At 71.7% G+C, this 24,686-nt stretch carries 22 protein-coding genes; 10 read left to right on the top strand and 12 right to left on the bottom strand.

The window, feature by feature from the left end; genetic code table 11:
• Nucleotides 1-24: 24 nt before the first annotated feature.
• The 5 genes from AB0L71_RS13175 to xylB form a co-directional block, all read right to left on the bottom strand.
• Nucleotides 25-555 carry a DUF4232 domain-containing protein gene (locus AB0L71_RS13175; protein WP_365241833.1) on the bottom strand — a complete coding sequence of 177 codons (531 nt, stop codon included), beginning with the start codon at nucleotides 553-555 and terminating at the stop codon, nucleotides 25-27.
• A gap of 291 nt (nucleotides 556-846) precedes the next feature.
• On the bottom strand, nucleotides 847-2,214 hold the full coding sequence (locus tag AB0L71_RS13170; protein ID WP_365241830.1) for a cytochrome P450: 1,368 nt from the start codon (nucleotides 2,212-2,214) through the stop codon (nucleotides 847-849).
• A 245-nt stretch (nucleotides 2,215-2,459) separates the two neighbouring features.
• Entirely contained in the window at nucleotides 2,460-3,317 is an 858-nt protein-coding gene (locus AB0L71_RS13165; protein ID WP_365241827.1) for a hypothetical protein, read from the bottom strand.
• A 1-nt stretch (nucleotide 3,318) separates the two neighbouring features.
• Entirely contained in the window at nucleotides 3,319-4,596 is a 1,278-nt protein-coding gene (locus tag AB0L71_RS13160; protein WP_365241824.1) for a VWA domain-containing protein, read from the bottom strand.
• 157 nt (nucleotides 4,597-4,753) lie between these two features.
• A complete protein-coding gene (gene xylB, locus AB0L71_RS13155) occupies nucleotides 4,754-6,235 on the bottom strand; it encodes a xylulokinase (protein ID WP_365241821.1) in 1,482 nt (493 codons plus the stop codon).
• A gap of 291 nt (nucleotides 6,236-6,526) precedes the next feature.
• On the opposite strand from xylB, the gene xylA reads away from it, so the two are divergent.
• A complete protein-coding gene (gene xylA / locus AB0L71_RS13150; RefSeq protein ID WP_365241818.1) occupies nucleotides 6,527-7,696 on the top strand; it encodes a xylose isomerase in 1,170 nt (389 codons plus the stop codon).
• A gap of 122 nt (nucleotides 7,697-7,818) precedes the next feature.
• Here xylA and AB0L71_RS13145 read toward each other — a convergent pair whose 3' ends face one another.
• The 3 genes from AB0L71_RS13145 to AB0L71_RS13135 all read right to left on the bottom strand — a co-directional run bounded on the left by AB0L71_RS13145 (nucleotide 7,819) and on the right by AB0L71_RS13135 (nucleotide 11,393).
• A complete protein-coding gene (locus AB0L71_RS13145; RefSeq protein WP_365241815.1) occupies nucleotides 7,819-9,066 on the bottom strand; it encodes an ROK family protein in 1,248 nt (415 codons plus the stop codon).
• Between the two features lie 102 nt (nucleotides 9,067-9,168).
• A complete protein-coding gene (locus AB0L71_RS13140; protein WP_365241812.1) occupies nucleotides 9,169-10,152 on the bottom strand; it encodes a formylglycine-generating enzyme family protein in 984 nt (327 codons plus the stop codon).
• Nucleotides 10,149-11,393, bottom strand: a complete 1,245-nt coding sequence (locus AB0L71_RS13135; RefSeq protein WP_365241809.1) for an ROK family transcriptional regulator — start codon at nucleotides 11,391-11,393, stop codon at nucleotides 10,149-10,151. Before AB0L71_RS13135 ends, AB0L71_RS13140 begins: the two co-directional genes overlap by 4 nt.
• A gap of 213 nt (nucleotides 11,394-11,606) precedes the next feature.
• Here AB0L71_RS13135 and AB0L71_RS13130 point away from each other — a divergent pair, with 213 nt between their 5' ends.
• Genes AB0L71_RS13130 through AB0L71_RS13115 form a run of 4 tightly spaced genes read left to right on the top strand, consistent with a single transcriptional unit; the run spans nucleotide 11,607 to nucleotide 15,746 of the window.
• Nucleotides 11,607-13,094, top strand: coding sequence for a sulfatase-like hydrolase/transferase (locus AB0L71_RS13130; RefSeq protein WP_365241807.1), 1,488 nt, complete (start codon nucleotides 11,607-11,609; stop codon nucleotides 13,092-13,094).
• The gene (locus AB0L71_RS13125) at nucleotides 13,091-13,933 is read left to right on the top strand and encodes an ABC transporter permease (RefSeq protein WP_365241805.1); all 843 of its coding nucleotides are present in this window, start codon (nucleotides 13,091-13,093) and stop codon (nucleotides 13,931-13,933) included. Before AB0L71_RS13130 ends, AB0L71_RS13125 begins: the two co-directional genes overlap by 4 nt.
• 2 nt (nucleotides 13,934-13,935) lie before the next feature.
• A complete protein-coding gene (locus AB0L71_RS13120; protein ID WP_365241802.1) occupies nucleotides 13,936-14,718 on the top strand; it encodes an ABC transporter ATP-binding protein in 783 nt (260 codons plus the stop codon).
• Nucleotides 14,715-15,746: an aliphatic sulfonate ABC transporter substrate-binding protein gene (locus AB0L71_RS13115; RefSeq protein ID WP_365241799.1), complete on the top strand. Its 1,032-nt coding sequence runs from the start codon at nucleotides 14,715-14,717 to the stop codon at nucleotides 15,744-15,746. The genes AB0L71_RS13120 and AB0L71_RS13115 overlap by 4 nt, the downstream gene beginning before the upstream one ends.
• A gap of 165 nt (nucleotides 15,747-15,911) precedes the next feature.
• Here the strand turns inward: AB0L71_RS13115 and AB0L71_RS13110 are convergent, their stop codons facing one another.
• The 3 genes from AB0L71_RS13110 to AB0L71_RS13100 all read right to left on the bottom strand — a co-directional run bounded on the left by AB0L71_RS13110 (nucleotide 15,912) and on the right by AB0L71_RS13100 (nucleotide 17,746).
• Nucleotides 15,912-16,556, bottom strand: coding sequence for a DUF305 domain-containing protein (locus AB0L71_RS13110; RefSeq protein WP_365241796.1), 645 nt, complete (start codon nucleotides 16,554-16,556; stop codon nucleotides 15,912-15,914).
• Nucleotides 16,553-17,203: a DUF3105 domain-containing protein gene (locus AB0L71_RS13105; protein ID WP_365241793.1), complete on the bottom strand. Its 651-nt coding sequence runs from the start codon at nucleotides 17,201-17,203 to the stop codon at nucleotides 16,553-16,555. The genes AB0L71_RS13110 and AB0L71_RS13105 overlap by 4 nt, the downstream gene beginning before the upstream one ends.
• 84 nt (nucleotides 17,204-17,287) lie before the next feature.
• Nucleotides 17,288-17,746, bottom strand: coding sequence for a hypothetical protein (locus AB0L71_RS13100; protein ID WP_365241790.1), 459 nt, complete (start codon nucleotides 17,744-17,746; stop codon nucleotides 17,288-17,290).
• Nucleotides 17,747-17,848: 102 nt separating this feature from the next.
• On the opposite strand from AB0L71_RS13100, the gene AB0L71_RS13095 reads away from it, so the two are divergent.
• Together AB0L71_RS13095 and AB0L71_RS13090 are read left to right on the top strand one after the other, a co-directional pair.
• Nucleotides 17,849-18,742 (top strand): phospholipid scramblase-related protein, encoded by an 894-nt coding sequence (locus tag AB0L71_RS13095; RefSeq protein ID WP_365241787.1) that lies wholly within the window; start codon nucleotides 17,849-17,851, stop codon nucleotides 18,740-18,742.
• 71 nt (nucleotides 18,743-18,813) lie between these two features.
• Complete coding sequence (locus tag AB0L71_RS13090; RefSeq protein WP_365241784.1) at nucleotides 18,814-19,422, top strand: GNAT family protein; 609 nt, start codon at nucleotides 18,814-18,816, stop codon at nucleotides 19,420-19,422.
• Between the two features lie 60 nt (nucleotides 19,423-19,482).
• On the opposite strand, the gene pcaB is transcribed toward AB0L71_RS13090, so the two are convergent.
• Nucleotides 19,483-20,850 (bottom strand): 3-carboxy-cis,cis-muconate cycloisomerase, encoded by a 1,368-nt coding sequence (pcaB, locus tag AB0L71_RS13085; protein ID WP_365241780.1) that lies wholly within the window; start codon nucleotides 20,848-20,850, stop codon nucleotides 19,483-19,485.
• Between the two features lie 187 nt (nucleotides 20,851-21,037).
• On the opposite strand from pcaB, the gene AB0L71_RS13080 reads away from it, so the two are divergent.
• The 3 genes from AB0L71_RS13080 (at nucleotide 21,038) to thrS (ending at nucleotide 24,685) form a co-directional block, all read left to right on the top strand.
• Nucleotides 21,038-22,744, top strand: coding sequence for an FUSC family protein (locus AB0L71_RS13080; protein WP_365241777.1), 1,707 nt, complete (start codon nucleotides 21,038-21,040; stop codon nucleotides 22,742-22,744).
• Nucleotides 22,741-23,247 (top strand): MarR family transcriptional regulator, encoded by a 507-nt coding sequence (locus AB0L71_RS13075; protein WP_365241774.1) that lies wholly within the window; start codon nucleotides 22,741-22,743, stop codon nucleotides 23,245-23,247. The genes AB0L71_RS13080 and AB0L71_RS13075 overlap by 4 nt, the downstream gene beginning before the upstream one ends.
• A 142-nt stretch (nucleotides 23,248-23,389) precedes the next feature.
• Nucleotides 23,390-24,685, top strand: coding sequence for a threonine--tRNA ligase (gene thrS, locus AB0L71_RS13070; protein WP_365242077.1), 1,296 nt, complete (start codon nucleotides 23,390-23,392; stop codon nucleotides 24,683-24,685).
• Nucleotide 24,686 lies beyond the last annotated feature (1 nt).

The following is a 24,686-nucleotide window of genomic DNA, read 5'->3' as shown; positions in this document are numbered from 1 at the left end:
TGGGGTGACCGGCTGCCCCGCCCCTCAGCCCAGCGCACCGGCCAGGGCACGGTCCGCCGCGGCCCGCGAGTGCTGCCACAGGGTGGTGACCGGAATCCACACATGGATCCCGCCCGGCATGCCCACGGTGGCGGCACGGAAGGTGACGCCCAGGTGGGAGGGGTCCGCCGACACGGACAGGCTGCCGACCACATGCCCCTCGACCGCCTTCGGGTCCGCCGTACGGACGGCGGCGTACGCACGCGCGCCCCGCGCGAGGACATAGGGCCCGCTCGTCGTCGGTGGCACCGCCTCGGCGGAGCCGTCCAGGCCCCTGAAGGTGATGGTCGGGATCCGGTCCACGACACAGCTCCGGTCGCCGTGGTTGGTGACGCTGATCCGGGCCACGTTGGGCTGCCCGCCGGGCGAGGCACGCACATCGAGGCTCTTCTCCGGGCAGATCCCCGGAAGGTTCACGGCCCCGGCGGGTGCCGTGCCGGTCGTCGTCGAGGCAGCGGTGGCCGTCAGCGCGGCGGCGACGGCGAGGGCGGAGACGAGGGCGGAGCGAGGACGCATGGTGTTTCTCCCGGTCGATCGAGAGCCCGCGGATGCGGCCGGACGGCCCGGCGGCCGGTGAGGCCGACACCGCCAGTGTGACCGGAATGTCCTTGTCCCCGCGACAGATCCGACCCGCCGGAGTGGGGAGCCCGGAGGCACATCCGGCGCCCCGCCCGGCGCGCGCCCGGCGACGGACGGGAACGAGCCCGGGGTGCCCGGCCGTATCGAGGCCAGGCAACCCCGGGCTCCCGCGGTTGCGCATCCCGGCCACCCGTGCAAGGGCGGGCCGGGGCCGCGACGGTCCCGCCGCTACCGTGCCCGGACCGTCGCCATCACCTCGCGGTCCGGCTGCAACGTCAGCGTCGGCACCGGGTTGACAGTCCCGGGGTCCACCTCCAGGTCGAAACGGCGCGCCAGGACGGCCAGCACCAGGACCGCCTCGACCATCGCGAACCGTGCACCCAGACAGACCCGGGGGCCGCCGCCGAACGGGAACCAGGCGTACTCCGGGATGTCGTCGCCGCTCTCCGGGTCCCAGCGCTCGGGACGGAACTCCTCGGGGTCGGGGAACCACCGCGCGTCGCGCTGCGTCGACCACTGGCTGGTCCACACCCGCGTGCCCTCCGGGATCGGCACACCGCCGACCTCCGCACCCTCCTTGGCGACACCGGTGACCAGCCAGATCGTCGGATAGAGGCGCAGGGTCTCCTTGACCACCGCCTGCGTGTACGTCAGCCGGGCGAAGTCGTCGAACTCCGGCTCCCGGTCGCCCAGTACCCGTTCCAGCTCCTCGGCGAGCGCGGCCCGCGCCCCAGGGGTACGGGACAACAGATACCAGGCCCACACCAGAGCGGAACTGGTCGTCTCGTGCCCGCCGATGTACAGCGTGACCGTCTCGTCGCGGATCTCCCGGTCCGTGAGGTGCGCCCCCGTCTCGTCGACCGCCGTCAGTAGCCGGCTCAGCAGATCGGGGCGGTCCTCACCGCCGTCGCGGTGCCGGGCCACGACCCGGGCCACCTCGGCGTCGATGACCGCCGCGGCCTTCCTGATCCTGGCCCGGCCCGGTGTCGGCACCCAGTCCGGCAACATCGCACCGATCCCGGCGAACTCCTTGCCGATCTCCTGCTGCGCCACATCCATTGCCCGGCCCATGGCCTCGGCGTCGGCCGCGGTGTCGACCCCGAAGATCGTACGGACCGCGATCCGCTGGGTCAGCGACGCCATCTCCCGTTTGACGTCGATGCGTTGGCCGTCGGACCAGGTGTCCGCCAGCTCCACCGTGCTGTCGGTCATCGTCGCCGCGTACGACCGCACCTGCTTGGGACGCACGGACGGCTGGACCAACGACCGCTTCCGTCGCCAGTCCGCTCCGCGGGTGACCGCCACACCGTTTCCCATCACGGTACGGAAGGCGATACCCAGCGAAGGGTGGTCGAAGGTGCCCTCCATCCCGGTGAGCAGCTCGCCTATGCATTCCGGATCGGCAAGGTACACGCAGGAGTTGGGGCCGAAGCGCCAGCCGACCATGTCGCCGTGGCTGCTCAACTGCTCGAAGAAGGCGAGCGGATTCTTTCCGAACTGGGGCAGACTTCCGAGGAAGGGCAGTCCCTTCGGGCCCGGCACGATCGTATGGCCTCGCGGCTCGGCTCCGACGGCCGGTCCGGTCTGAGTGGACATGAATGTCTCCGCTCCCTTGTGGCACACCCGATGCGGTGCGCCGCGACCCGAGTCTCGGTGGTGCCGCACGGTGTGGAGGATCCCATCACCCGTGTGCGGTAGCCGAGTTGTCGAGGGTAGCGGTCCGCCGGGAGCGGGCGGCGGGCGGTCCGGGGAGGGGCGCGGGCGGTCCGGGGCGGGGTGCGGGCCGGCCGCCGGACGGGCTCGGACATGAGCCCGTCCGACGGTGCGGCCCGGCGGAGCGGTCAGTAGCCCGGCGGGACGCGGGACGGGCGGCCGCTGCCGCGGGTGAGGGAGTAGCCGAACACGGCCGCGAGGGACCCGAGGACCCCGCCGCCGATCGTCCACAGCCAGCGGTCGGTCCACCAGCCGGACGCCCAGCCGTCCTCCGGCTCACTGCCGAGCCTGACCTCGTCCGACCCGTCCTCATCGGTCGTGGCCGAGGATTCCGAGGACGCAGAGGAGTCCGAGGCCTGCTCGATGGAGGACACCCCGGGGACCAGCGGCTTGGCGAGCGTGCCGTCGACGTCCCCGGCGCCGCCCTTGTCGACCGACGTGACCTCGACCTCGGTCTGCACCGGGAGTCCGAGGTCCGCCGACGGCAGGTCGACGACCGTGAGGCGGACGTAGTAGCTGCCCGGCAGCGGGTCGTTGGCCCACGGCTCGGCCCAGGCGCGGACGGTCCGCAGCACACAGGTCAGCTCGACCGCCGACGCGTCGGCCGCGGCCTTCCCGGTCTGTCGGCCGTACATGCAGGCCTGGCGGCGGCGCAGCCCGTCGTACACATCGACCTGCCAGGTCGAGGCACCGTGCCGGGTGGCGCTCTCCGGCAGGGTGATCTTTGCCTTGACGGTGGCCCGCTGGCCCGCGTCGGCGGGGAACACCCAGTACAGGTAGTCACCCGTGGAGGCCCCGGCGGTGGCGCGCTGGTTCTGCTGGATCGCCGTGGCGGTACGGAAGGTGGTACCGGCCTCGGTGGGGGCGGAATCGTCGGCGGAGGCGCTCGGGCTCGGCGACGCGTCGTCGGCGGCGGCGGCGCCCGCCGAGGTCAGCAGGGCGAGGCCGGTGAGCAGCGCGCCCGCGAGTACACGTGTGGTACGCATGTCAGTTGGTCCTCCAGACGGCGATGCGCCAGCGCGAGATCCAGCCGGTCAGCAGACCCGCGACGAGTCCGGTGAGCACCAGCACGCCCAGCAGCCACCAGCCGCGGCCGAGACCGAAGGCGGCGACATCGGCGGCGTCGTCCGGGGCGTCCACCAGATCCACGGTCAGCTCGACGGGCATGCCCGGCGTGGTCTTCACGGACGCGGGGGCGGAGAAGGAATTGGAGACCTGAAGGCACACGGTCTCGGCGGCGGCCTGGTCGTCGCTGTCCGTGTCGTCCTGCTCGGGCTTCGGGTAGCGCAGCCCGGCGGAGATCGCGTCGGTGCGGCCGGTGCCCGATTCCGAACCCCGGACGATTTCCCGGCCGTGCACGGTCAGGGCCCGCAGCAGTACGCCGTAGTCGTTGTTCACGGCGCGGTCGGCGGAGACGCTGACCGAGGCGCGCAGTTCCTGACCGGGCAGCACGTCGACCCGGTACCAGCGGTGCTCGCCGAACTTCTCCCGGTCGGTGTACAGACCGGCCTTGAGCTGGGGTGCGTCGGAGCAGCTGTCGGCGCCCTCGGTCGCCACCGGTGTGATGACGGGTTCCGCGGCGCGGTCGACCAACTGCTTGACGCGGCCGGAGAGTTCGTCGGCGTGCTGGACGGCGGTGTAGGTGCCGCCGGTGGCCTCGGCGATACAGGTCAGCTGCTCGCGGATCTTTGCATTGGGCACCAGGCCCAGCGTGTCGATGACCAGGTGGATGCCGCGGGCCGCGATGTCGCGTGCCACCTCGCACGGGTCGAGCGGACCGCAGGTGTCCTCGCCGTCGCTGATCAGCACGATCCTGCGGGTGGAGTCGCCGCCCTCCAGGTCGTCGGCGGCGCCCAGCAGGGCCGGGCCGATCGGGGTCCAGCCGGTGGGGGCCAGTGTGGCGACGGCGGTCTTCGCCTCCGTGCGGTCCAGCGGGCCGACCGGGTAGAGCTGCTTGGTGTCCTTGCAACCCACCTGCCGGTCGTCACCCGGGTAGTCCGCACCGAGTGTCCGGATGCCGAGTTCGACCTGCTCCGGCACCGCGTCCAGGACCTCGTTGAACGCCTGCTTCGCCGCCGCCATGCGCGACTGGCCGTCGATGTCGCGGGTTCGCATGGAACCACTCACATCGAGCACCAGTTCGACCTTGGGTGAGGCTTTGGTAGGGGTTTCGTCGGCTGATGCGGGCAGCGCCGTACCGAGTCCGGCGGTCAGAGTGGCGAGCAGAACGCCCACCCCTACCGTCAGCCTTCTTCTTATGATCATCGGCGGATCCTAGTGAAAATCGCCCCGCTTCCCCAAACCGGCCCGGATCATCGACCGGACCCGGCACAGGTGGTGACGAGTGATCAGCAGATCGTGCGGAAAGTCGTTCCCCGGCCTGCCTCGCACACCGGGCCGGCGCCGGACGGCTGTACGCGTGTCAGACCCCGCCCAGTAGCGGGACGGAGGCTCGCTCCAGCACCGATTCGATCCTTTCCAACGTTGCCAAGTCGCGCTGGACGGCGGGCAGTTCGGTGTCGTCACCGGTGTTCCATCCGGCCGCGATGGCGACCGGGTCCGCTCCGGTGGCCGCCCCGGCGGCGAGCGCTGCCGCACCCAGGGCCACCAGTTCGCCGTTGCCGGGCAGGATCACCGGCCGGCTGGAGAGGCGCCGTACCGTCTCCACCCAGGTCCGCCCCTGGGCGCCACCGCCGATCAGCCGCAGTGGTCGGGCAGCCACCTCCGGGTCCGCCGGGTCGAGGCCACAGGCCGACAGGAGTTCGTCCAGGGCGCGCAGCACGGTGAAGACCACACCCTCATAGGCGGCGCCCAGGAGTTGCTGCGGTGTGGTGTCGTGCCGCAGGCCGGTGAGCAGTCCGGAGGCGGTGGGCAGATCGGGGGTGCGTTCGCCGTCCAGGTAGGGCAGGAGCACCGCCTCGCCTCCCGGGGCGGCGTCCTCGCGGTCCAGGCCGAGCAGTGCGGCGACCTTGTCCACGGCGAGGGTGCAGTTGAGGGTGCAGGCCAGCGGGAGGTAGGTGCCGTCCGCCGCGGCGAAGCCGGAGAGTGCCCTGGAAGCCGGCCTGGTCCGGGAGGCGGCGAAGACCGTGCCCGAGGTCCCGAGGCTCAGCACCGGATGGTCCAGCAGCCCGGCACCGCCCAGTCCGAGGCCGACGGCGGCGCTCATGTTGTCCCCGGTGCCCGCGGCCACCGCGATACCGGCGGGCAGCCCGAGCGCCTCGGCCGCTACGGAGGTCAGGGAACCGGCCCGGGTGGCGCCTGACTCGGCCACCTCGGGCAGCAACGCGACGTCCAGGCCCAGAAGTTCGAGCAGCTCGGGATCGTAGGCGCCGGTCGCGGTGGAGTACCAGCCGGTGCCCGAGGCGTCGCCGGGATCGGTGACCGCAACACCGGTGAGGCGTTCGGTCAGGAAGTCGTGGGGGAGGCGCACGGCCGCGGTCGTGGCGGCGGTCTCCGGTTCGTTCTCCCGCAGCCACTGCCACTTCGACGCGGTGAGGGAGGCCACCGGCACCGAACCGGTGCGCGTCGTCCAGGCGTCCGGGCCGCCCAGCGCCTCGGTGAGGGCGGTTGCCTGGGGTGCGGAGCGGGTGTCGTTCCACAGCATCGCGGGCCGCAGCGGCCGCCCCGACCGGTCGAGGACGACCAGCCCGTGCTGCTGCCCGGCGACCGCGATGCCCGCCACCGCTGAGGCGGCGACACCGGACTCCTTCAGCCCGGCGGTGACGGCGTCGCGCAGTGCCTGCCACCACATCTCCGGATCGCTCTCCCGGGCGCCCGCCTCGCCGGTGACGGCATGTGGTGCACGGCCGACGCCCAGAAGCCGGCCGGTCCCGGCGTCGACGAAGGCGGCCTTGGTGGACTGGGTGGAGCTGTCCACACCGATGACGACGGTACGCGGCGGCATGGCCGACCTCATTCCTGGTTCCTGGACCGTGCGGGACGGACGCGGGCGGCCGTCGCCGTGGCGGGTGGCTGCCGGGAGACTGCCACGGTGATTTGATCGTACGGAAAACAAATTACGTGATCGACCCCGATTGGAACAGTGCCCGTTCCGGTGATCCCGTCAGCGGTTTTCCTCGGCTGAGGGGTTACGTCTCGCGGTGGCTCCGTGCAAGATTAGTCATGACCGTAAACAAATAGGGTTCGACCGCCTCGGCCGGTCAGTGGACCCGACAGCACCGAAGGCGGCCACACCATGACGGAACGCTTCACCCCCTCCCCCGAGGACAGGTTCACCTTCGGACTGTGGACGGTGGGCTGGCAGGGTCGCGACCCCTTCGGCGACGCGACCCGTGCCGCGATCGACCCCGTCGACTCCGTCCAGCGGCTCGCCGAACTCGGCGCGTACGGCGTCACCTTCCACGACGACGACCTGATTCCGTTCGGCTCCACGGACAGCGAGCGTGAAGGGATCGTCAAGCGGTTCCGTCAGGCGCTGGACGCGGCCGGACTCGTCGTCCCCATGGCGACGACGAACCTGTTCACCCACCCGGTCTTCAAGGATGGCGCGTTCACCGCCAACGACCGCGACGTGCGCCGTTACGCCCTGCGCAAGACCCTGCGCAACATCGACCTCGCCGTCGAGCTCGGCGCCACCACCTATGTGGCCTGGGGTGGCCGCGAGGGCTCCGAGTCCGGTGCCGCCAAGGACATCCGGGTCGCTCTCGACCGGATGAAGGAAGCCTTCGACCTGCTCGGCGCGTACGTCACCGAGCAGGGGTACGACCTGAAGTTCGCCATCGAGCCCAAGCCGAACGAGCCGCGCGGCGACATCCTCCTGCCGACCATCGGCCACGCCCTCGCCTTCATCGAGCGCCTGGAGCGCCCGGAGCTGGTCGGCGTCAACCCGGAGACCGGACACGAGCAGATGGCCGGGCTGAACTTCCCGCACGGCATCGCGCAGGCCCTCTGGGCCGGCAAGCTCTTCCACATCGACCTGAACGGTCAGTCCGGCATCAAGTACGACCAGGACCTCCGCTTCGGGGCGGGCGATCTGCGTCAGGCGTTCTGGCTCGTCGACCTGCTGGAGACGGCCGGTTACCAGGGGCCGCGGCACTTCGACTTCAAGCCGCCGCGGACCGAGGACTACGACGGTGTCTGGGCCTCGGCCGCGGGCTGCATGCGTAACTACCTGATCCTCAAGGAGCGCGCCGCCGCCTTCCGCGCCGACCCCGCCGTGCAGGAGGCGCTGCGCGCGTCCCGGCTCGACGAACTGGCCCGCCCGACGGCGGAGGACGGCCTGGCCGGACTGCTCGCCGACCGTACGGCCTTCGAGGGGTTCGACGTGAACGCGGCGGCCGAGCGCGGCATGGCGTTCGAGGTCCTGGACCAGCTGGCGATGGACCACCTGCTGGGCGTGCGCTGACCGAGACCCGCTACGAAGCGGCGTGACGGTGGGGGCCGGGCATCGGATGCCCGGCCCCCACCCGTCGCGGCGCCGGGCGACGCCCGCAACCGCAACCGCACCCGCACCCGCACCGCAAGTGGTCAGCTCTGTGCCCGGCCGCCCGCGAACGCCACCGGATCGGCCAGCACACCCGTCGTCACCAGCGCCGCGGCACCCCGCGCCGCGTCGCCCGCGACGGACGAGCCGCGCAGCCGCCCGCTCCCCGGGGACCAGAGCCCGGACACCACCCGTGCCGTCAGCTCCTCGTCGGCGGACGGCGAAAGCCACGGCATCAGGCCGCGGTAGATGCCGCCGAGCACCACCGCGTCCGGGTCGAGCAGATTCACCGCCCCGGACAGCACCCGCCCCAGCATCCGGCCGGCCTCCGCGACAGCGGCCACCGCCCGCGCGTCCCCGTCCCGAGCGCGCCGTTCCAGTTCGGCCACTCCGGAACCGCCCGCGGAGTCCTCGATGCCGGCGGCCCGCAGCAGCGCCGCCTGTCCCGCGTACTGCTCCAGACAGCCGCGCGAGCCGCACCGGCAGTCGGGCCCCTGCGGGTCCACCACCACATGGCCGATCTCCCCGGCGAATCCGTGTGCTCCGCGCAGCAGTTCACCGTCGATGACCAGGGCGCCGCCGACGCCGATCTCGCCCGTCAGGTACAGAAAGCTGCGGACCGCGTCGAGCCCGCCGAACCAGAGCTCGGCCAGCGCCGCAAGATTCGCCTCGTTCTCCGAACTCACCGGCAGCGCCCCGGTACCGGGACACTGCGCGGCCAGCGAGGCGGCGAAGAGTTCCTCGGCCGGCACCTGGTTCCAGCCGAGGTTGGGCGCCTGGCGCACCGAACCGCCGGAGACCAGACCGGGCAGCGCGAGGGCCACCCCGACCGGGAACAGCTCCTGTTCCCGTGCCGACTCCAGGGTGCGCGCGGTGATGGCGGCGGCCCGCGCCAGCACCTGGGCGGGCGGTGCGCCCCGGTTGTCGAGGTGTTCGGTGAGCCGTACCCGGCCGGTGCCCGCCAGGTCGACCACACACACCGACACGTAGTCGATGTTGACTTCGACGCCGAGTCCGGCGGGCCCGGTGCGTGCCACCTTGAGCGCGGTCCCGGGGCGCCCGGCCTGCCCGCTGAAGGTCTTGCCGGACTCGGTGAGGAACCCGAGGTCGAGCAGCTGCTCGACGAGCGAGGAGACCGCGGCCCGGGTCAGTCCCACCCGTGCGGCGACCCCGGCCCTGGTCGCTTCGCCCTCGGCCTCGTCACGGACCGCCCGCAGCACCAGACTGAGGTTGCTGCGGCGCACGGTGTCCTTGTCGGCCTTGGGCCCCAGCGGTGCGAGGTTGCTCTTCATGTCGGAGCCGAGCCTATGCGATCCCCTGTGCGAGCCGCCGGGTGAGCCGGTGAGGCCGCAGGCGCGTCACGGGGGCGGGCGCCTCACCGGGGCGGGTGCGGGTCACAGCGCACAGCGGAACCCGCCGTGGCCGGTCGTGCTGTCCGGGGTGTTGGAGGTGCGTGCGGCGACCCGGTAACGGTTGCAGTAGGAGCGGTGACAGAGGTACGAACCGCCGCGCAGTACCCGGTTCCCGCCGGTGGGCGGCCCGACGGGATCGATGCGCGTCTCCGGCCGGTCGGCGGCGTGCCAGTCGGCGCTGAACCGGTCGGCGCACCACTCCCACACATTGCCGGACGTGTTGTACAGGCCGAAGCCGTTGGCCGCGTAGGTCTTGACGGGGGCGGTGGTGGCAAAGCCGTCCTCGGCGGTGTTGTGCACCGGGAACTCGCCCTGCCAGATGTTGCAACGGTGCCTGCCCCGCGGGGTCAGCTCGTTGCCCCACGGGAAGCGGGCGCGTGGGAGTCCGCCGCGGGCCGCCTTCTCCCACTCCGCCTCGGTCGGCAGCCGCTTGCCGGCCCACCGGGCGTAGGCCGTCGCGTCGTGCCACGACATATGGACCACGGGGTGGTCCCGGCGGTCGCCGATGGAGGTGCCGGGCCCCTCGGGGGCCCGCCAGTACGCGCCGCTCACCGCGCGCCACCACGGGGCGCCGGGCACGATGCCGGGCTGTACGGCATGGCGTGCCTGCGGAGGTATGAAGGAGCCGAACACATAGGACCAGCCGAGGAGTTCGGCCTCGGTGCGGTAACCGGTGGCCTTCACGAACACGGCGAACTGGGCGTTGGTCACACAGGCGGCGTCGATGTGGAAGGGACGGACGAACACCTCCCGGACGGGACCCTCGCCGTCGGCCGGGAAGGCGTCCTCGTCCTCACCGCCCATCAGGAACGGGCCGCCGGGGATGGCCACCATGCCCCGGAGCAGGTCGGCGGGCCGGCGTTCCGGGACGACGAAATCGGCCGGGGGAGGGGAGGCCGGCTCCACCGCCCCCGATACTGCCTCGGCGGGGGTGCTCGCCCGGTCGGGCCCGCAGCAGGCGCTCATCGTGCGGCTCCCGTGGTCAGCGGTGCGCCGTCCTCGACGGCACTGCCGGGGACGGGCCGGTCGAGCAGTTCCGCCAGGTCCTGGCCGGTGGTGCGCAGCAGCAGGGCCACGGCGCCGAGCGCGGCCGCGTCGGCGCCGAGCTCGGAGCCGCGCACCTCGATGGTCCGCAGGGCCGACGGCAGCGAGAGGGCGGCGATCACCTCCCGGATCGGGGCGAGGACCAGGTCGTCCAGGGCGGCCGGTTCCCCGTAGATGACGACGCACTCGGGGTCGACCTGTGCGGCGAGCGAGGCGAGCACCCGCCCCGCGGTGACGGCCGCGGTGCGGAACACATCGGCGACCTCCGGCCGGCCCTCGGCGGCGAGTGCGACCAGTTCCGCGGTGCCCTGGACCGTCACCCCGCGCTCGGCGCAGGCGGCGATCAGGGCGGGCATGCTGATGAGCCCTTCCAGGCAGCCCCGGCCCCCGCAGTGGCAGGGCTTGCCCTCGGGGTCGCAGCTGGTGTGGCCGATCTCGCCGGCCACGCCGTGGGCGCCGTGCACCAGCTGCCCGTTGACGACGAGACCTCCGCCGACGCCCTGGGACCAGCCCAGGTGGACGGTGTTGTCCAGGCCGCGGGCGGCGCCCCAGGTGACCTCGGCGAGCGCGGCGAGCCGGGAGTTGTTGTCCGTGAGCACGGGGGCGTCGAAGTGCCGGCCGAGTGCGGCGGCGACATGCCCGGCGAACGGGGTCATGTTGCGCGGGTCGGCGGAGGCGGGGTCCTGCACGAATCCGGGAAGCCCGAGACCGATGCCCTGCACCGGGGCAAGGCTGATGTTTTGACGTCCGGCCAGTTCCTCCACGGCTGCGATGGCGTGGGCCGCGCGCTCGGTCGCGCCGCTGTCCGCCGGGACGGGCACGCTGTACCGGCCGACGATCTCGTGCGCGGAGTTGGCCATGACCACATGGATCCGGCGCCGCTGGACGTCGATCCCGATCAGTTCGGCGCCGCGCGCGTTGAGCGCGATCTCCAGCGCGGGCCTGCCCCGGCGGCGCGGCTCCTCGGGGTCGGGGGCCGGCTGTTCGATGACGGCCTTGCGCTCCAGGAGGTCGGAGACGATCGCGAACAGCGTGGTACGGGAGAGGCCGACCCTTGCCTTGAGCTCGCCCCGGCTCAGGGCGCCCGACCTGCGCAGTTCCCCGAGTACGGCGGCTTCGTTGGCCCTGCGCAGGCGTTGCAAGGCATCGGTGCGTTCCGTCATGCAGGCATGGTCGACGCGCCGGGGACTTTCTGTCAATGCCACGGAATAATTCACAAACTGTTTATTCCCGAGGGTTGACGAAAAAAAGCCGCCGTCCTTACAGTTCCGGTCACTTGCCTGCCTGAGCAGCGGTTTCGGTACAGGGCCGAGCCCCTGCCCAGCCACCGGTAGGCACCACCACCGTGAGCGACCCATCGAAAGGGCGGCCAGCCAGTGGCTCCGCGCAACGTCCTGTTCCTGATGACCGACCAGCACCGGGTCGACACCCTGGGCTGTTACGGCAACCCCCTCGTCGACACGCCCGCCCTGGACGCCCTGGCGGCCGAGGGGACGCGCTTCGACCGCTTCTACACCCCGACCGCGATCTGCACCCCGGCCCGCGCCTCGCTCGCCACCGGCCTCCACCCGTTCCGCCACGGCATGCTGAACAACCCCGAGCGCAACGGCGGCAGCAAGGACGAACTCTCCGACGAGTCCCCGATGCTCTGGCGCGGGCTGATGGAGCAGGGCTACCAGGTCGGCCACGCGGGCAAATGGCACATCGGCCGCGAGCGCGGCCCCGAGTTCTACGGCCTCGACGGCGAGCACCTGCCCGGCGCGCTCAACCCCGTCCACCACCCCTCGTACGAGAAGTGGCTGGAGGACAACGGCTTCCCGCCCTTCGCCGTACGCGAACCGGTCTTCGGCACCGCCGCCAACGGCACCGGCCGCGGCCACCTCATCGCCGGCCGGCTCCAGCAGCCCGTCGAGGCCACCATCGAGGCCTTCCTCACCGACCGGAGCCTCGCCCTGCTGGACCGCTACGCCGCCGACTGGAAGGCGAGCGGACGGCCGTTCATGCTGTCCTGCCACTGGTACGGCCCGCACCTGCCGTACCTGATCCCCGACCAGTACTACGACATGTACGACCCCGACGACGTGCCGTTGCCCGCCTCCATGGCGGAGACCTTCGCGGGCAAGCCCGAAGTGCAGCGCCAGTACAGCGCGTACTGGTCATCGGACGACTTCGACGCGGCGACCTGGCGCAAGCTCATCGCCGTCTACTGGGGCTACGTCACCATGATCGACCATCAGGTCGGACGGCTCACCGACGCCCTGAAGGAGCACGGGCTCTGGGACGACACGGCCGTCTTCTTCACCGCCGACCACGGCGAGTTCACCGGCGCCCACCGACTCAACGACAAGGGCCCGGCGATGTACGAGGACATCTACCGGATCCCCACCATCGCCCGCATCCCCGGCGGCCCCGCCCAGGTCAACGACGACTTCGCCAACCTCATCGACCTCAACCCCACCATCCTCGACCTGGCCGGCGCACCCGTACCCGAACTCTGCGACGGCGAGAGCCTGTTGCCGGTGCTGAACGGCGATCGCCCCGCGAGTCCGCGCGACGAGATCGTCGCCGAGTTCCACGGCCACCACTTCCCGTACTCCCAGCGCATGATCCGCGACCGGCGCCACAAGCTGGTGCACAACCCGGAGAGCGTGCACGAGCTGTACGACCTGGATTCCGACCCGCACGAACTGCACAACGTCTACGACGCACCCGCCTACGCGGGCGTCCGGCGCGACCTCACCGTGCGTCTCTACCGCGAGCTGCTGCGCCGCGGCGACCCGGCCTACACCTGGATGAGCTACATGGCGGACATCGGCGGCGACCGCGCGGCCGACGTCGACGGAGTCGCGGAGGAGGTCGCATGAAGACCGGTCTGCTCCCCGATCCCGCCGCCACCCAGGACGCACCCGCTCCGGACGCACCGGTGAAGGCACCACGGAAGAAGACGAAGACGACCGGCCGGATCACCTCCGTGCTGCTCGGAATCGCCTCCTTCGCGCTCGGTCTGATCGTCTGGTTCGTCCTCGCCAACAGCGGCATCGACGGCTTCCCCGGACCCGTCGAAGTGGGCCGCCGGGCCGCCACCCTCATCAGTGACGGGACGCTCTTCTCCGACGCGGGCGCGAGCCTGAAGCGCGTCCTCATCGGTTACGTCCTCGGTGTCGCCCTCGCGATCCCGGTCGGCTTCCTGATGGGCTGGTACCCGGTCGTCCGCCGCCTGATCGAACCGTGGCTGCAGTTCTTCCGCATGGTGCCGCCCCTCGCGATCATCCCGCTCGCCATCGTGCTCATGGGCATCGACGAGACCCCGAAGATCTTCGTCATCTTCCTGGCGTCGTTCCTGTCGTGCGTCGTCTCCACCTTCCAGGGCGTCGTCGCCGTCGACGTCACCCTCGTCAACGCGGCCAGGGTGCTCGGAGCCCGCGACCCGCAGGTCTTCCTGGGCGTCGTCGTTCCCGCCTCCACCCCCTTCATCCTGGTCGGCATGCGCATCGGCCTCGGCGCCTCCTGGGCGACCGTCGTCGCCGCCGAACTCATCGCGGCCCAGGGCGGACTGGGCTTCCGGATGCAGCAGGCCCAGCTCTACTACGACCTGCCCACCATCTTCGTCCAGCTCATCGCCATCGGCACCATCGGCCTCGTGATGGACCGGCTGCTGCTGCTTGCCGAGCGTCGGCTCACCCACTGGCAGGAACGGCGGTAATCATGCCCACCATCAACTTCCGTGACGTGACACGGGGATTCGACGTCAAGGACGGCGAGTTCCTGGCCCTGGACCGGGTCGATCTCGACATCGAGGACGGCGAGTTCGTCACCGTCGTCGGCCCGTCCGGCTGCGGCAAGAGCACCCTGATGAACATCGCGGCGGGGCTCCTGGACGCCACCGGAGGGGAAGTCACCGTCGACGGCGTACCCGTTCGCGGACCGTCCCCCGAACGCGGCGTCATCTTCCAGCAGTACGCCCTCTTCCCCTGGATGACCGTCGCCGGCAACGTCGAGTACGGACTGAAGGTCGCCGGGGTCGGCAAGGCAGAACGCCGCCGCCGGGCCCGGGAGATCATCGAACTCGTCGGCCTCACCGACTTCGCCGACGCCCTGCCCAAGACGCTCTCCGGCGGCATGAAGCAGCGCTGCGCCATCGCCCGCGCCTACGCCGTCGACCCGAAGGTCCTCCTCATGGACGAACCCTTCGGCGCCCTCGACTCACTGACCCGGGTCCGGATGCAGGACTCCCTGCTCGACACCTGGAGCCGGGACCGGCGCACCGTCATGTTCATCACCCATGACGTGGACGAGGCGGTCTACCTCGCCAACCGCGTCGTCGTGATGGCCGCCCGTCCGGGCCGTATCCACACGATCATCCCCGTCACACTGCCCTACCCGCGCACCGAGGAACACCGGCTGTCGCCCGAGTTCGCCGAACTGCGCGCCCAGGTCTGGCAGGCCGTCCACCATCAGCCCGCTCCCCTCGAAGGAACAGCGTCGTGAACAAGAACCGTGCCATCGGCCGTCGTGCCGCAGGGCTCCTGCTGGCCCTCGCTCTCCTCCCGGCCGTCACCGGCTGCGGCGGGGACTCGTCCACCGACGACTCCTCGGGCAGTGGGAGCCAGAAGGTCCGCTTCGGCTACATCGCCGACTACAGCGGCTCGGCCGCGCTCGCCGTCGCCCAGAAGCAGGGGCTGTGGAAGAAGGCCGGCATCACCCCCGAGCTGAAGGTCTTCACCAACGGCCCGCTCCAGGTGCAGGCGCTCGGCTCCGGCGACCTGGACTTCGGCTACGTCGGCCCGGGCGCGCTCTGGCTGCCCGCCTCCGGCCGCGCCTCCATCGTCTCCGTCAACATGCTCGGCCTCGCCGACCGCGTCATCGCCCGGCCGAACTCCGGCATCAATGACCCGGCCGACCTCAAGGGCAAGAAGATCGCCGTCGCCGAAGGCACCTCCGGGGACATGATCCTCAACCTGGCGCTGCGTGAGGCCGGGCTGAAGCCGAGCGACGTCAAGAAGGTCGCCATGGACGCCTCGACCGTCGTCACGGCGTTCTCCTCCGGCCAGGTCGACGCGGCCGCCACCTGGTACCCGCTGATCGACACGATGAAGAAGAAGGTCCCCGACCTCAAGGAGATCAGCCGGACCGAGGACTACTACCCCAAGCTGACCTTCCCCAACGCCTTCGTCACCCAGCCGAAGCTGGCCTCCAAGAACCCGGAGCTGGTCAAGAAGGTGACCGGGGTCCTCAAGGCGGCCGGCGACTGGATCGCCGCACACCCCGAGGAGTCGGAGAAGGTCGCCGCGGACTTCCTCAAGCTGCCCGCCGAGCAGCTCGCCGGGTCCACCACGTACGTGAAGATCCTGCCGTCCGACGAGCTGACGAAGCTCAGCAAGGACGGCACGGTCAACGGCTGGTTCGACGAACTCGCCCAGGTCTTCGTCCAGATGGACAAGCTGCCCAACCCGGGCAAGGCCAAGGACTACTACCTCGGCGACCTGTACGCCGCGGCCCCGGCACCGGGCAAGTAGGCAGACGGCACCTGACCGGCAGGCGGGCCACGAACGGCACCGGGTGAGGAGACGACCCGAGGCTCGCCGTACCGACCGCGTCCCGGCACCCCGCGCCACGCGCGCACGGGGTGCCGGGGCGTCCGGCCGCTCCAGCGGTCCGCGAACGGCGGGAGGTCACCGGCGTCAGACCGGAGAACCTCGCTCCTCGAGCATGTCCGCCATGAGCGAGATCTCCGACCGCTGCCCACGGACCATGCCCGCCGCCAGGTTCCGGATCTCGTCGGTCGTGGCCCCGGTCGCCGCGGCCTGCGCCATCTCCGCACCCGCGCGGTGGTGCACGGTCATCAGCTTCAGGAACAGCACCTCGGCGGCCCTGCCCTTCGCCGATCGCAGCGCGTCGAGTTCGGCGTCGGTCGCCATGCCCGGCATCAGGGAACCGTCGCCGCGGGACTCGACCGTGTGCCCCATCCACGCCATCGGGGGCGCCTCGGACGACTTCGCCCGGCCCCACATCTCCAGCCAGCCCAGCATCATGCCGCGCTGATTGGCCTGGGTGTTGATGATGTCGTACGCGAGCCGTCGCACGGCGTCGTCGGACGTACGGTCCCGCACGAGGAACGACATCTCCACCGCCTGCTGGTGGTGGATCGACATGTCACGCGCGAACCCCACATCGACCGACGTGTCCGAGGGCGCGGCCGCGCGTCCCGATGAGCCCTCCGAGGACGACGGCCGTACCAGCATCAGCGCGACCAGCCCCAGCGCCAGCAGCAGCACCGCACCTCCCGCCATCACCAGCGGGCGGGAGGTGCGGACCGCGGAGGTCACTGGGTGACCCCGCCGGTGCAGGCCGCTCCCGGTTCCGGGGTCTGCGGCCCCTGGACGTACTTGGTGAAGAACTGCGCCACGCGTACGTCGGTGGCGCTCGTCACCGTCACCTGCTTGCCCCAGGCGCTCAGCATGAGCGGGGCGGCCTGGTCCTCCACCGGGCTCATCAGCGAGTACGGCGTCGATGCGACCCGCTTGCCGAGCTTCTCGATGTCGGCCGGCTTCGCCTTGCTGGTGTACGTGACCCAGACCGCGCCGTGTTCGAGGGAGTGGACGGCGTTCTCGTTCGGTATCGCCTTGGTGTAGACGTCGGCGTCGCAGTTCATCCACACCGGGTTGTGATCGCCGCCGACCGGCGGGTTCATCGGGTAGTCGACCTGCTTCTCGACGTGGTTCTGGGACAGCTTGTCCCAGGTCCGCTCGCCCTTCACGGGCGCGGACTTCGCCTCGTTCTCCGCCTTCTCCTTGTCGTCGGCGGCGGACATCAGATAGCCGCCGCCCGCCACGAGTGCCGCGATCACGGCGACGGAGGCGGTGAGGGTGATGAGGCGACTGCGGCGCTCACGGGCCCGCTCCTTGCGGCGGGCCTCCTCCAGCTTGGCGCGGCGTGCGGCGGCAGCGGTGTTCTGCTTCTTGGCCGAGGCCATGGGGAATCGTCCTTCGTGTCAACGGGAGAGAGTCGAGGGCATGCGAGGGAACGTCCTCGGTGACCCGAGGAACGCGGCCCGGCCCTACACCCGTTGAACCTGGAGACGGAGGTGGTCGACGTCCTGCGCGGCGTCGTTGGACGGCCCGCGGATCGCGGCGCCGCCGCTGAGCGGGGCGACGGGGGACGTGACGGCCGTACCGGGCAGCGCCACGGGTGCGGCCTGGCCGGGCTGGACGACGGGCGCCGCGTGCTCGGTGGCCCCGTGGCAGGAACTGCCCGCGCCCCGGTCGTCCGGGGCATCTGCCACGACGGTCCGGTCGGTCACGGGATGCTCGGCTGCCACAGCCGGGACGGCGGCCAGGGTGTGCGCTGCGGAGTGCTGCGAGACCGATACCGCGTCAGCCGTCGTCCGGTGCTCGGACGGGGCCGAGGGCGTGAGCGAGCAGCAGGCGACCAGGGTGAGCAGGACGAACAGCCAGCCGGAAACGGCCGCGTGGGCACTCGGCCACCGTCGCGGCGTTCCTTCGCTCAGCCTGTTCATCCCCGTCATCGTACGCGGTGTGTGAAGTTTCAATGAGAGGTGGATGCTGTGGATCCGCGCGAGGGGGTCCCGGTCGCGAAAGTGGCGGGATAGTGTGCCCCGGTGACCACGCAATCGAACATATCTGCGGGCTGGTATCCGGATCCGCACGGCGCGCCCCAGCTGCTGCGCTACTGGGACGGTTCCCAGTGGACCGAGCACACCAACCCGGCCGGTGGGCAGCAGGCCCAGGGCGCGGTCCCGACGACGCCCGCGTCTGCCCAGCCGCAGGCGGCTCCCCAGCACCAGCAGGCCGTTCCTCATCAGCAGGCCGGTTATCAGCAGGCCGTCCAGCAGCAGCCCGGGGTCCCGCAGCAGGCGGTCCACCAGCCCCAGCAGGGTGGCGCTCCGGGCGCGGGCTCGCTCTTCAACCAGCAGGTCCTGGTCGTGAACCAGAAGGCCAAGCTGATCGAGGTGACGAACGAGTACAGCGTCTTCGACCAGCACGGCAACACCATCGGTTCGGTCGTCCAGGTCGGACAGAGCGCGCTGCGCAAGGTGCTGCGCTTCCTGACCAGCGTCGACCAGTACCTGACCCACCGCCTCGAAATCCGTGACGCGTACGGTCAGCCGCAGCTCCTGCTGACCCGCCCGGCGAAGTTCATCAAGTCCAGGGTCATCGTGGAGCGCCCGGACGGGCAGCCGGTCGGGGAGATCGTCCAGCAGAACGCGATCGGCAAGATCAACTTCGCGATCATGGCGGACGGCCGGCAGATCGGCGCGATCAAGGCGGAGAACTGGCGCGCCTGGAACTTCGCGATCGTCGACCACAACGACGCCGAGATAGCCCGGATCACCAAGACCTGGGAAGGCCTCGCGAAGACGCTGTTCACCACGGCGGACAACTATGTGCTGCAGATCCACTACCAGCTGCCCGAGCCCCTGCTGAGCCTCGTGGTCGCCACCGCACTGACCGTGGACACCGCCCTCAAGCAGGACGCCCGCGGCCTCGGCTGACCCGGGTGACGGCAGCCCCTCGCACGGCGGAAGAGCCGGGTGCGAGGGGGCTGCCGTGCGAAGATGCGGCCATGCCGTACCTGGTGCCGCCCCTCATTCCCGCCGGGCGTCTCGCGGACTCTGCGCAACCGGATCTGGCCCTCGGCGACGACCTGCTCCTGCGGCCGTGGCGGGAAACGGACGCCCCGGCCGTCCTCGCCGCCTTCACCGACCCGGTCATCCAGCACTGGCACCTGCGCCGGGCCGACTCCGAGGACGAGGCGCGCGACTGGATCGACGCCTGGCGGAGCGCCTGGTACAGCGAGACCGGAGCGCACTGGGCGGTCGTCCGCCCCGCGAGCCAGGACGGCGGAACCGGGCAGGTGCTGGGCCGGGTCGCCCTCCGCTCGTTGACACCGGCCCTCGGTCACGCCGAGTGCGCCTACTGGATGCTGCCGGCCGCCCGGGGGTACGGACTCGCGCCCCGCGCGGTCTCGGTGCTGACGTGCTGGGCCTTCGACGAGATCGGGTTCGAGCGCCTCGAACTCGTCCACTCCGTGCGGAACGAGGCGTCCTGCCGGGTGGCGGCCAAGGCGGGCTTCGCGCTGGAGGGCGTCAGACGCCGCGGCCATCTGCACGCCGACGGCTGGCACGACATGCACGTCCACGCCCGGATCCGCGGGGACGCCACCACGGCCTGACCACCGGTACCGCGCCTGCCGCGCCTGCGATGGGCAGACCGGAGCGGGCACCGGGTGCGGTCATTCGCGCTCCAGCGCACGGTCGGTGAGCAGGCCCGCGCAGCCGGTGTAGCGGGCGGGTTCGGTCAGGTCGGAGAGATCGAGACCGGCGAGTTCGGGCTCCTCGTCCAGCATGTCGCCGAGTACGTCGCCCAGGTCCGCGGTCTCCGCACGGGCTCGCGCGGCGGCGTTCAGCAGCACCTCCTTGGCGCGCCTGCGCCCGATCCGTTCGGCGAAGACGGCGGCCAGCCGTTCCGAGACGATCAGCCCGTCGGTCCGCTGGAGGTTCTCCCACATGGCGTACGGGACGACGCGCAGTCCCTCGGTGAGCTCGGCGGCGTCGTGCGCGGCCCCGCCGACCAGCCTCAGCAGTTCGCGCAGCGGCTCCCACTCGGCGTGCCAGGGCCCGGCCGGCCGTTCGTCGTCGGCCGCGAGCGAACCGTAGAGCGTCGCCGCCAGGCCGGGGGCGCGCCGGGCGGCCGCTGCCATCAGCGTGGCGCGGACCGGGTTGGACTTGTGCGGCATGGTGGACGAACCGCCGCCCTTGCCCTCCGAGACCTCGCCGATCTCGGTGCGGGACAGGGTGAGCACATCGGCCGCCACCTTGCCGAGCGCACCTGCCGTGAAGGCGAGCGCGCCCGCCAGATCGGCGATCGGGGTGCGCAGGCTCGACCAGGGCAACAGCGGTTCTGCCAGGCCGAGTTCGTCGGCGAATGCCCGGAGCATCGCCGGCCCCCGGGGCTCGGCCCCGGCGGCGTCGGCCGCCCGGACGGGGGTGAAGACGTCGAAGACGGCCAGCGTCCCCGCCGCACCGCCCAGCTGCACGGGGAGCGTACCCCGTACGGCCGTCAGTCGGTCCCGTGCGTCGAGGAGGAGCGCGCGCCATCCGGCCGCCTTCAGCCCGAAGGTGGTCGGCACGGCCTGCTGTGTGAGCGTACGGCCCGGCATCGGTGTGTTGCGGTGGGCGGCGGCGAGCCGGGCCACTGCCTCGGCGGACCGGCCCAGATCATCGAGCACCGGCGCCAGGGCCCGGGTCGCGACCAGCATGGCGGCGGTGTCGAGGATGTCCTGGCTGGAGGCCCCGCGGTGGACGTACGGCCGGACGTCCTCGTCGACCGCGGCCACCAGGTCGGCGACCAGCGGCGTGACCGGATTGCCGCTCGCGGGGGCGCGCAGCGCCACGTCCCGCACATCGAAGCGGCCCGCCACCGCCGCCGCCGTGACCGCCTGCCCGGCCCGGGCGGGGGCCAGCCCGCAGGCGCAGTGGGCGCGGGTGAGCGCCGCCTCGGCGTCGAGCATCGCCTGCAGAAAGGCGAGGTCGCCGGTGGCGGTCTCGGCGGGGGAGCCGACCCGCCCGGGGGCGAGCAGTCCGGCATCGCTCTCGTACATCGGATGGACTCCCAGAAGGCTGTTGCGTCGTCGGTGGAGACCTGCTCCGGTGCGTGCACCGGTTCGTCTTCGATCTTCGTCTTCAGCCAAGAACGCTAGGGGGTGGCGAAGGGGGGATGCCGTCGGCGCAGCGGGGTCATGAGGAGGGAAATTGTTTTACGGGTGTAATACCTGCTAAAGTATATGAGTGAGTGATACAGCTATTCGATCCCGTCAGCCCTCCGTGCGCCGGCTCCCCCTGACCGCCCCGCTGCGCCTCGTCCGCCCCTCGGACATGTGGTTCAAACCGGCGCTCAGCGTGGTCGTCGCCACCGCCGTACCGGATCTGGTGCTGTTCGCGCTCGGCCGGACCGAGCTGATCATGTACACGATGGCTGGTTCGCTCTGTGCGCTGTACGGCCACAACCTCCCGTACGTCCGCCGGATCCGCGCGGTCGCCGGAGTCGTCGTCGGCATGGTCCTCAGCCTGGCGATCTCCCTGGTCGCGGCCTCGCTCACCGGATCCACCGCCGTGCTGATCGCGGTGGGCGCACTGCTCGCGGCCGGACAGAAGATGGTCTGCGACGGGACCCGCATCGGACCGCCCGGAGCGGTGATCTTCACGTTTGTGAGCTCCGCCGCACTCTTCTTCCCACAGCACCTCGGACAGGTCCCCGGCCATATCGCGCTCGCCCTGGCCGCAGGCGTGTTCTCCTGGCTCGTCACGGTCGGCCCCGCGGCACTCCGCAGGGAAGGCCCCGAGCGCCGGGCGACCGCACGGGCCCTCGACGCTGCCGCGGCCTACGTCGCCGCCCCCGGCCACCGCACCCGGCACGCCGCGGCCGCCGCGGTGCACGGCGCCTGGCAGGCGCTGCTCGCCGTCGGACGCCCCACCGAGGTGCGGCAGGGGCTGGAGCGCCTCGTCGTCCACGCAGAGGCAGCCCTCGCCCAGAGCACCCTCGGCGGCCAGTCGGCCACCCCCGCCACCGACCCCGCCCAGCTGCGCGCCTGGGCCCGGCAGACCCGGGCCCGCGGCCCCGTGCCCACCCCGCCGTCCACCCCGGACACGTACGAGACGCTGTTCGGCATCGACGCCGAACGGGCCGCCCGCCGCGCCACGAGCCGCCGCGAAGCCCGCCGCGCACTCCTGCGCCGCCTGGGCCCGAACTCCCCGCTGCTGCCCATCGGCATCCGCACCCTCATCGGCTGCGCGCTGGCCGGTTACGTCTCCCAGGCGGCCGGCGTCGGCCGCCCGTACTGGGCGATCGTCACCGCCGCCTCCCTCTACCAGGCCAATGTGAGCCTGTCCTGGAACCGGGCCCTCCAGCGCACCCTCGGCAATCTGCTCGGCGTCCTCGTCTTCGCGGCCGTCCTCCCGGTCAGCCGTATCGGATCACTGGCCCTGATCGCCTGCTGCCTCTGCTTCAACTTCGCGGCCGAGGCCCTGATCACCCGCAACTACTGGCTCGGCTCCATCGCCGTCACTCCGATGGCCCTGCTGGTCATGGAGTTCGGCGGCACCCACCCGGCCGGTGAGCTCATCGGCGACCGCGTCCTGGACACCGTGATCGGCGCCGCGGTGGGCATCGTCACGGCCATGCTGGTGCCCAACCGCCGGGCCGCCGGACGCCTGGAGAAGGCCCTGACCGCCACCGACCGGGCACGCACCCACGCGGTGGCGACGATCGCGTCCGCGCAGCCCACCCCCGCGGCCCTCGACGCCGCCCGCCGCGGGCTGACCGGCTCGCTCGTCGAGCTCCGCGAGGCCGACGACACCGCATCGGGCGAATGGTGGCAGCGTGCCCTGCCCCAGGAGCAGGTCCTCGCAGCCGAGCAGGCCGGACACCGTACGCTCGCGGCGACAGCGAAACGGCAGGGGCTGATCGCCCCGGCCCAGGAGAACGGAGCGGTGTGAGCGACGACATCGTTGCCTCGGTGGTGCGGCAGTGGCAGGCCGTGAACCCGGAGCTGGACACCGGACCGATGGAACTCATCGGCCGCATCAACCGCTGCGCGGCCCTGCTCCAGCAGGCGGAGGACGCCCCGCTGCGCGCGGCCGGACTGACCCGCGCCGAGTTCGACCTGCTCGGAGCCGTCCGCCGCATCGACCGTGAGCTCACCCCCGGCGAGCTGGCCCGGGAGACCTTCTCCTCCGGTGCCGCCGTGACCAAGCGCCTGCGCGTCCTCCAGGAGCGCGGCCTCGTGGCCCGCCGCAGCGACGCCCGCGATCGCCGGGTGGCCCACGTCGGCCTCACCGAGGAGGGGCGCCAACTGGTGGACCGGCTGCTGCCCCGGCAACTGGAGTACGAACGCACAGTGCTCTCCGGCCTCGACGAGCAGTCCCGGGTCCGGCTCAGCGCCCAGCTCAGCGAGTTGCTGGTGCAGCTGGAGGGCCGCATCGGCGGCGCCAGGCACTGAACCGGAGCCTGCGGCCGGTGCCCCGCCAGGCAACGTCCTCCCGTAAAACAGCGTGCACCGTGCGGGGACGGGCACTACCATCCACCGCATGAAGCGTGCTGCCATGACGACGACGCCGGAGAGTGTCCCGGCGCGCTGACAGCTGTGCAGTCCGAAGCCCCGGGGCGAGTGCCCCGGGGCTTCGCCGTGTGGTCACTCGTCCCACCACCGCGAGGAGACCGCCATGCACGACCACCGCAGACTCGGCCGCGAACTGGATCTGTTCGACACCGACCCGCTGATCGGCGCGGGACTGCCGTACTGGCTGCCCGACGGCGCAGCCGTGCGCCACACCCTGGAGGAGTACATCCGCACCGCCGAACGACGGGCCGGGTACCAGCACGTGTACTCCCCGGTGCTCGGCAAACGGGAGCTGTACGAGATCTCCGGCCACTGGTCCCACTACAGCGACGACATGTTCCCGCCGATGGACCTGGGCGGGGAACAGGTCGTGCTCCGCCCCAGCCTGTGCCCGCACCATGCGGTCATCTACCGCTCCCGCCCCCACAGCTACCGGGAACTTCCCCTGCGCATGGCGGAGTTGGGAGGCATGTACCGCTCCGAACTCTCCGGCGTGCTCGGCGGACTCACCCGGGTACGGGCCATTCAGCTCAACGACGCGCACATCTTCTGCACCCTGGACCAGGTAGCCGAAGAGGCCGAGGCCGCACTGGAGCTGATCCGCCGGGCGTACGCGGCCCTGGGCATCAGCCCGGCCCGCTACCGCCTCTCCCTCCCGGGCCCCGGCGGAAAGTACGTCGCCGCCCCCGAGATGTGGCAGCGCTCCACCGCTCTGCTGACCGAGGTGCTCGACCGCTCCGGCCTGCCCTACGAGGCGGCAGCCGGCGAGGCCGCGTTCTACGGCCCCAAGATCGACGTCCAGGTGCGCGACAGCGCGGGCCGGGAGTCCACCCTGTCCACCGTCCAGGTCGACTTCCACCAGCCGGACCGGTTCGGCCTGCACTACATCGGCGCGGACGGCGCGAAGCACCGACCGGTCATGATCCACCGCAGCGTCATCGGCAGCGTGGAACGAGCCGTCGCCCACCTCGTCGAGGAACACGGCGGCGCCTTCCCCGCCTGGCTCGCCCCCACCCAACTGGTGATCCTCCCGGTCTCCGAGGCCCAGCTGCCGCACGCCGAGGCGCTCGCCCTCCGATGCACCGACCTCGGGCTGCGGCCCAGGATCGCCGGCCCGGAACGCGGCACCCTCGGTGCCCGCATCAGGGAGGCCCGCCTGGTGCCGTACCAGGCCGTCGTCGGCCCCAGGGAAGCCGCCGACGACCGGATCGCGCTACGCCTGCGCGACGGCCGGCGGCCCGACCCGCAACCGGCGGCCGACGTCCTCGCCCGCATCGTCGCGCTGGTGGAGGAGCACAGCACCGACCTGTGGGACTGAC

The sequence above is a fragment of the Streptomyces sp. NPDC052052 genome, from assembly GCF_040680455.1.
Lineage (GTDB): Bacteria > Actinomycetota > Actinomycetes > Streptomycetales > Streptomycetaceae > Streptomyces.
Note: the sequence above shows the minus strand (reverse complement) of the source record. Positions and strands in the feature narration are given on the sequence as shown.

What these genes read in the sequence shown, in the direction of transcription:
- AB0L71_RS13175 (WP_365241833.1), bottom strand. Translation starts at nt 555, where the DNA reads ATGCGTCCTCGCTCCGCCCTCGTCTCCGCCCTCGCCGTCGCCGCCGCG.
- AB0L71_RS13170 (WP_365241830.1), bottom strand. Translation starts at nt 2,214, where the DNA reads ATGTCCACTCAGACCGGACCGGCCGTCGGAGCCGAGCCGCGAGGCCAT.
- AB0L71_RS13165 (WP_365241827.1), bottom strand. Translation starts at nt 3,317, where the DNA reads ATGCGTACCACACGTGTACTCGCGGGCGCGCTGCTCACCGGCCTCGCC.
- AB0L71_RS13160 (WP_365241824.1), bottom strand. Translation starts at nt 4,596, where the DNA reads ATGATCATAAGAAGAAGGCTGACGGTAGGGGTGGGCGTTCTGCTCGCC.
- xylB (WP_365241821.1), bottom strand. Translation starts at nt 6,235, where the DNA reads ATGCCGCCGCGTACCGTCGTCATCGGTGTGGACAGCTCCACCCAGTCC.
- xylA (WP_365241818.1), top strand. Translation starts at nt 6,527, where the DNA reads ATGACGGAACGCTTCACCCCCTCCCCCGAGGACAGGTTCACCTTCGGA.
- AB0L71_RS13145 (WP_365241815.1), bottom strand. Translation starts at nt 9,066, where the DNA reads ATGAAGAGCAACCTCGCACCGCTGGGGCCCAAGGCCGACAAGGACACC.
- AB0L71_RS13140 (WP_365241812.1), bottom strand. Translation starts at nt 10,152, where the DNA reads ATGAGCGCCTGCTGCGGGCCCGACCGGGCGAGCACCCCCGCCGAGGCA.
- AB0L71_RS13135 (WP_365241809.1), bottom strand. Translation starts at nt 11,393, where the DNA reads ATGACGGAACGCACCGATGCCTTGCAACGCCTGCGCAGGGCCAACGAA.
- AB0L71_RS13125 (WP_365241805.1), top strand. Translation starts at nt 13,091, where the DNA reads ATGAAGACCGGTCTGCTCCCCGATCCCGCCGCCACCCAGGACGCACCC.
- AB0L71_RS13120 (WP_365241802.1), top strand. Translation starts at nt 13,936, where the DNA reads ATGCCCACCATCAACTTCCGTGACGTGACACGGGGATTCGACGTCAAG.
- AB0L71_RS13105 (WP_365241793.1), bottom strand. Translation starts at nt 17,203, where the DNA reads ATGGCCTCGGCCAAGAAGCAGAACACCGCTGCCGCCGCACGCCGCGCC.
- AB0L71_RS13100 (WP_365241790.1), bottom strand. Translation starts at nt 17,746, where the DNA reads ATGAACAGGCTGAGCGAAGGAACGCCGCGACGGTGGCCGAGTGCCCAC.
- AB0L71_RS13090 (WP_365241784.1), top strand. Translation starts at nt 18,814, where the DNA reads ATGCCGTACCTGGTGCCGCCCCTCATTCCCGCCGGGCGTCTCGCGGAC.
- pcaB (WP_365241780.1), bottom strand. Translation starts at nt 20,850, where the DNA reads ATGTACGAGAGCGATGCCGGACTGCTCGCCCCCGGGCGGGTCGGCTCC.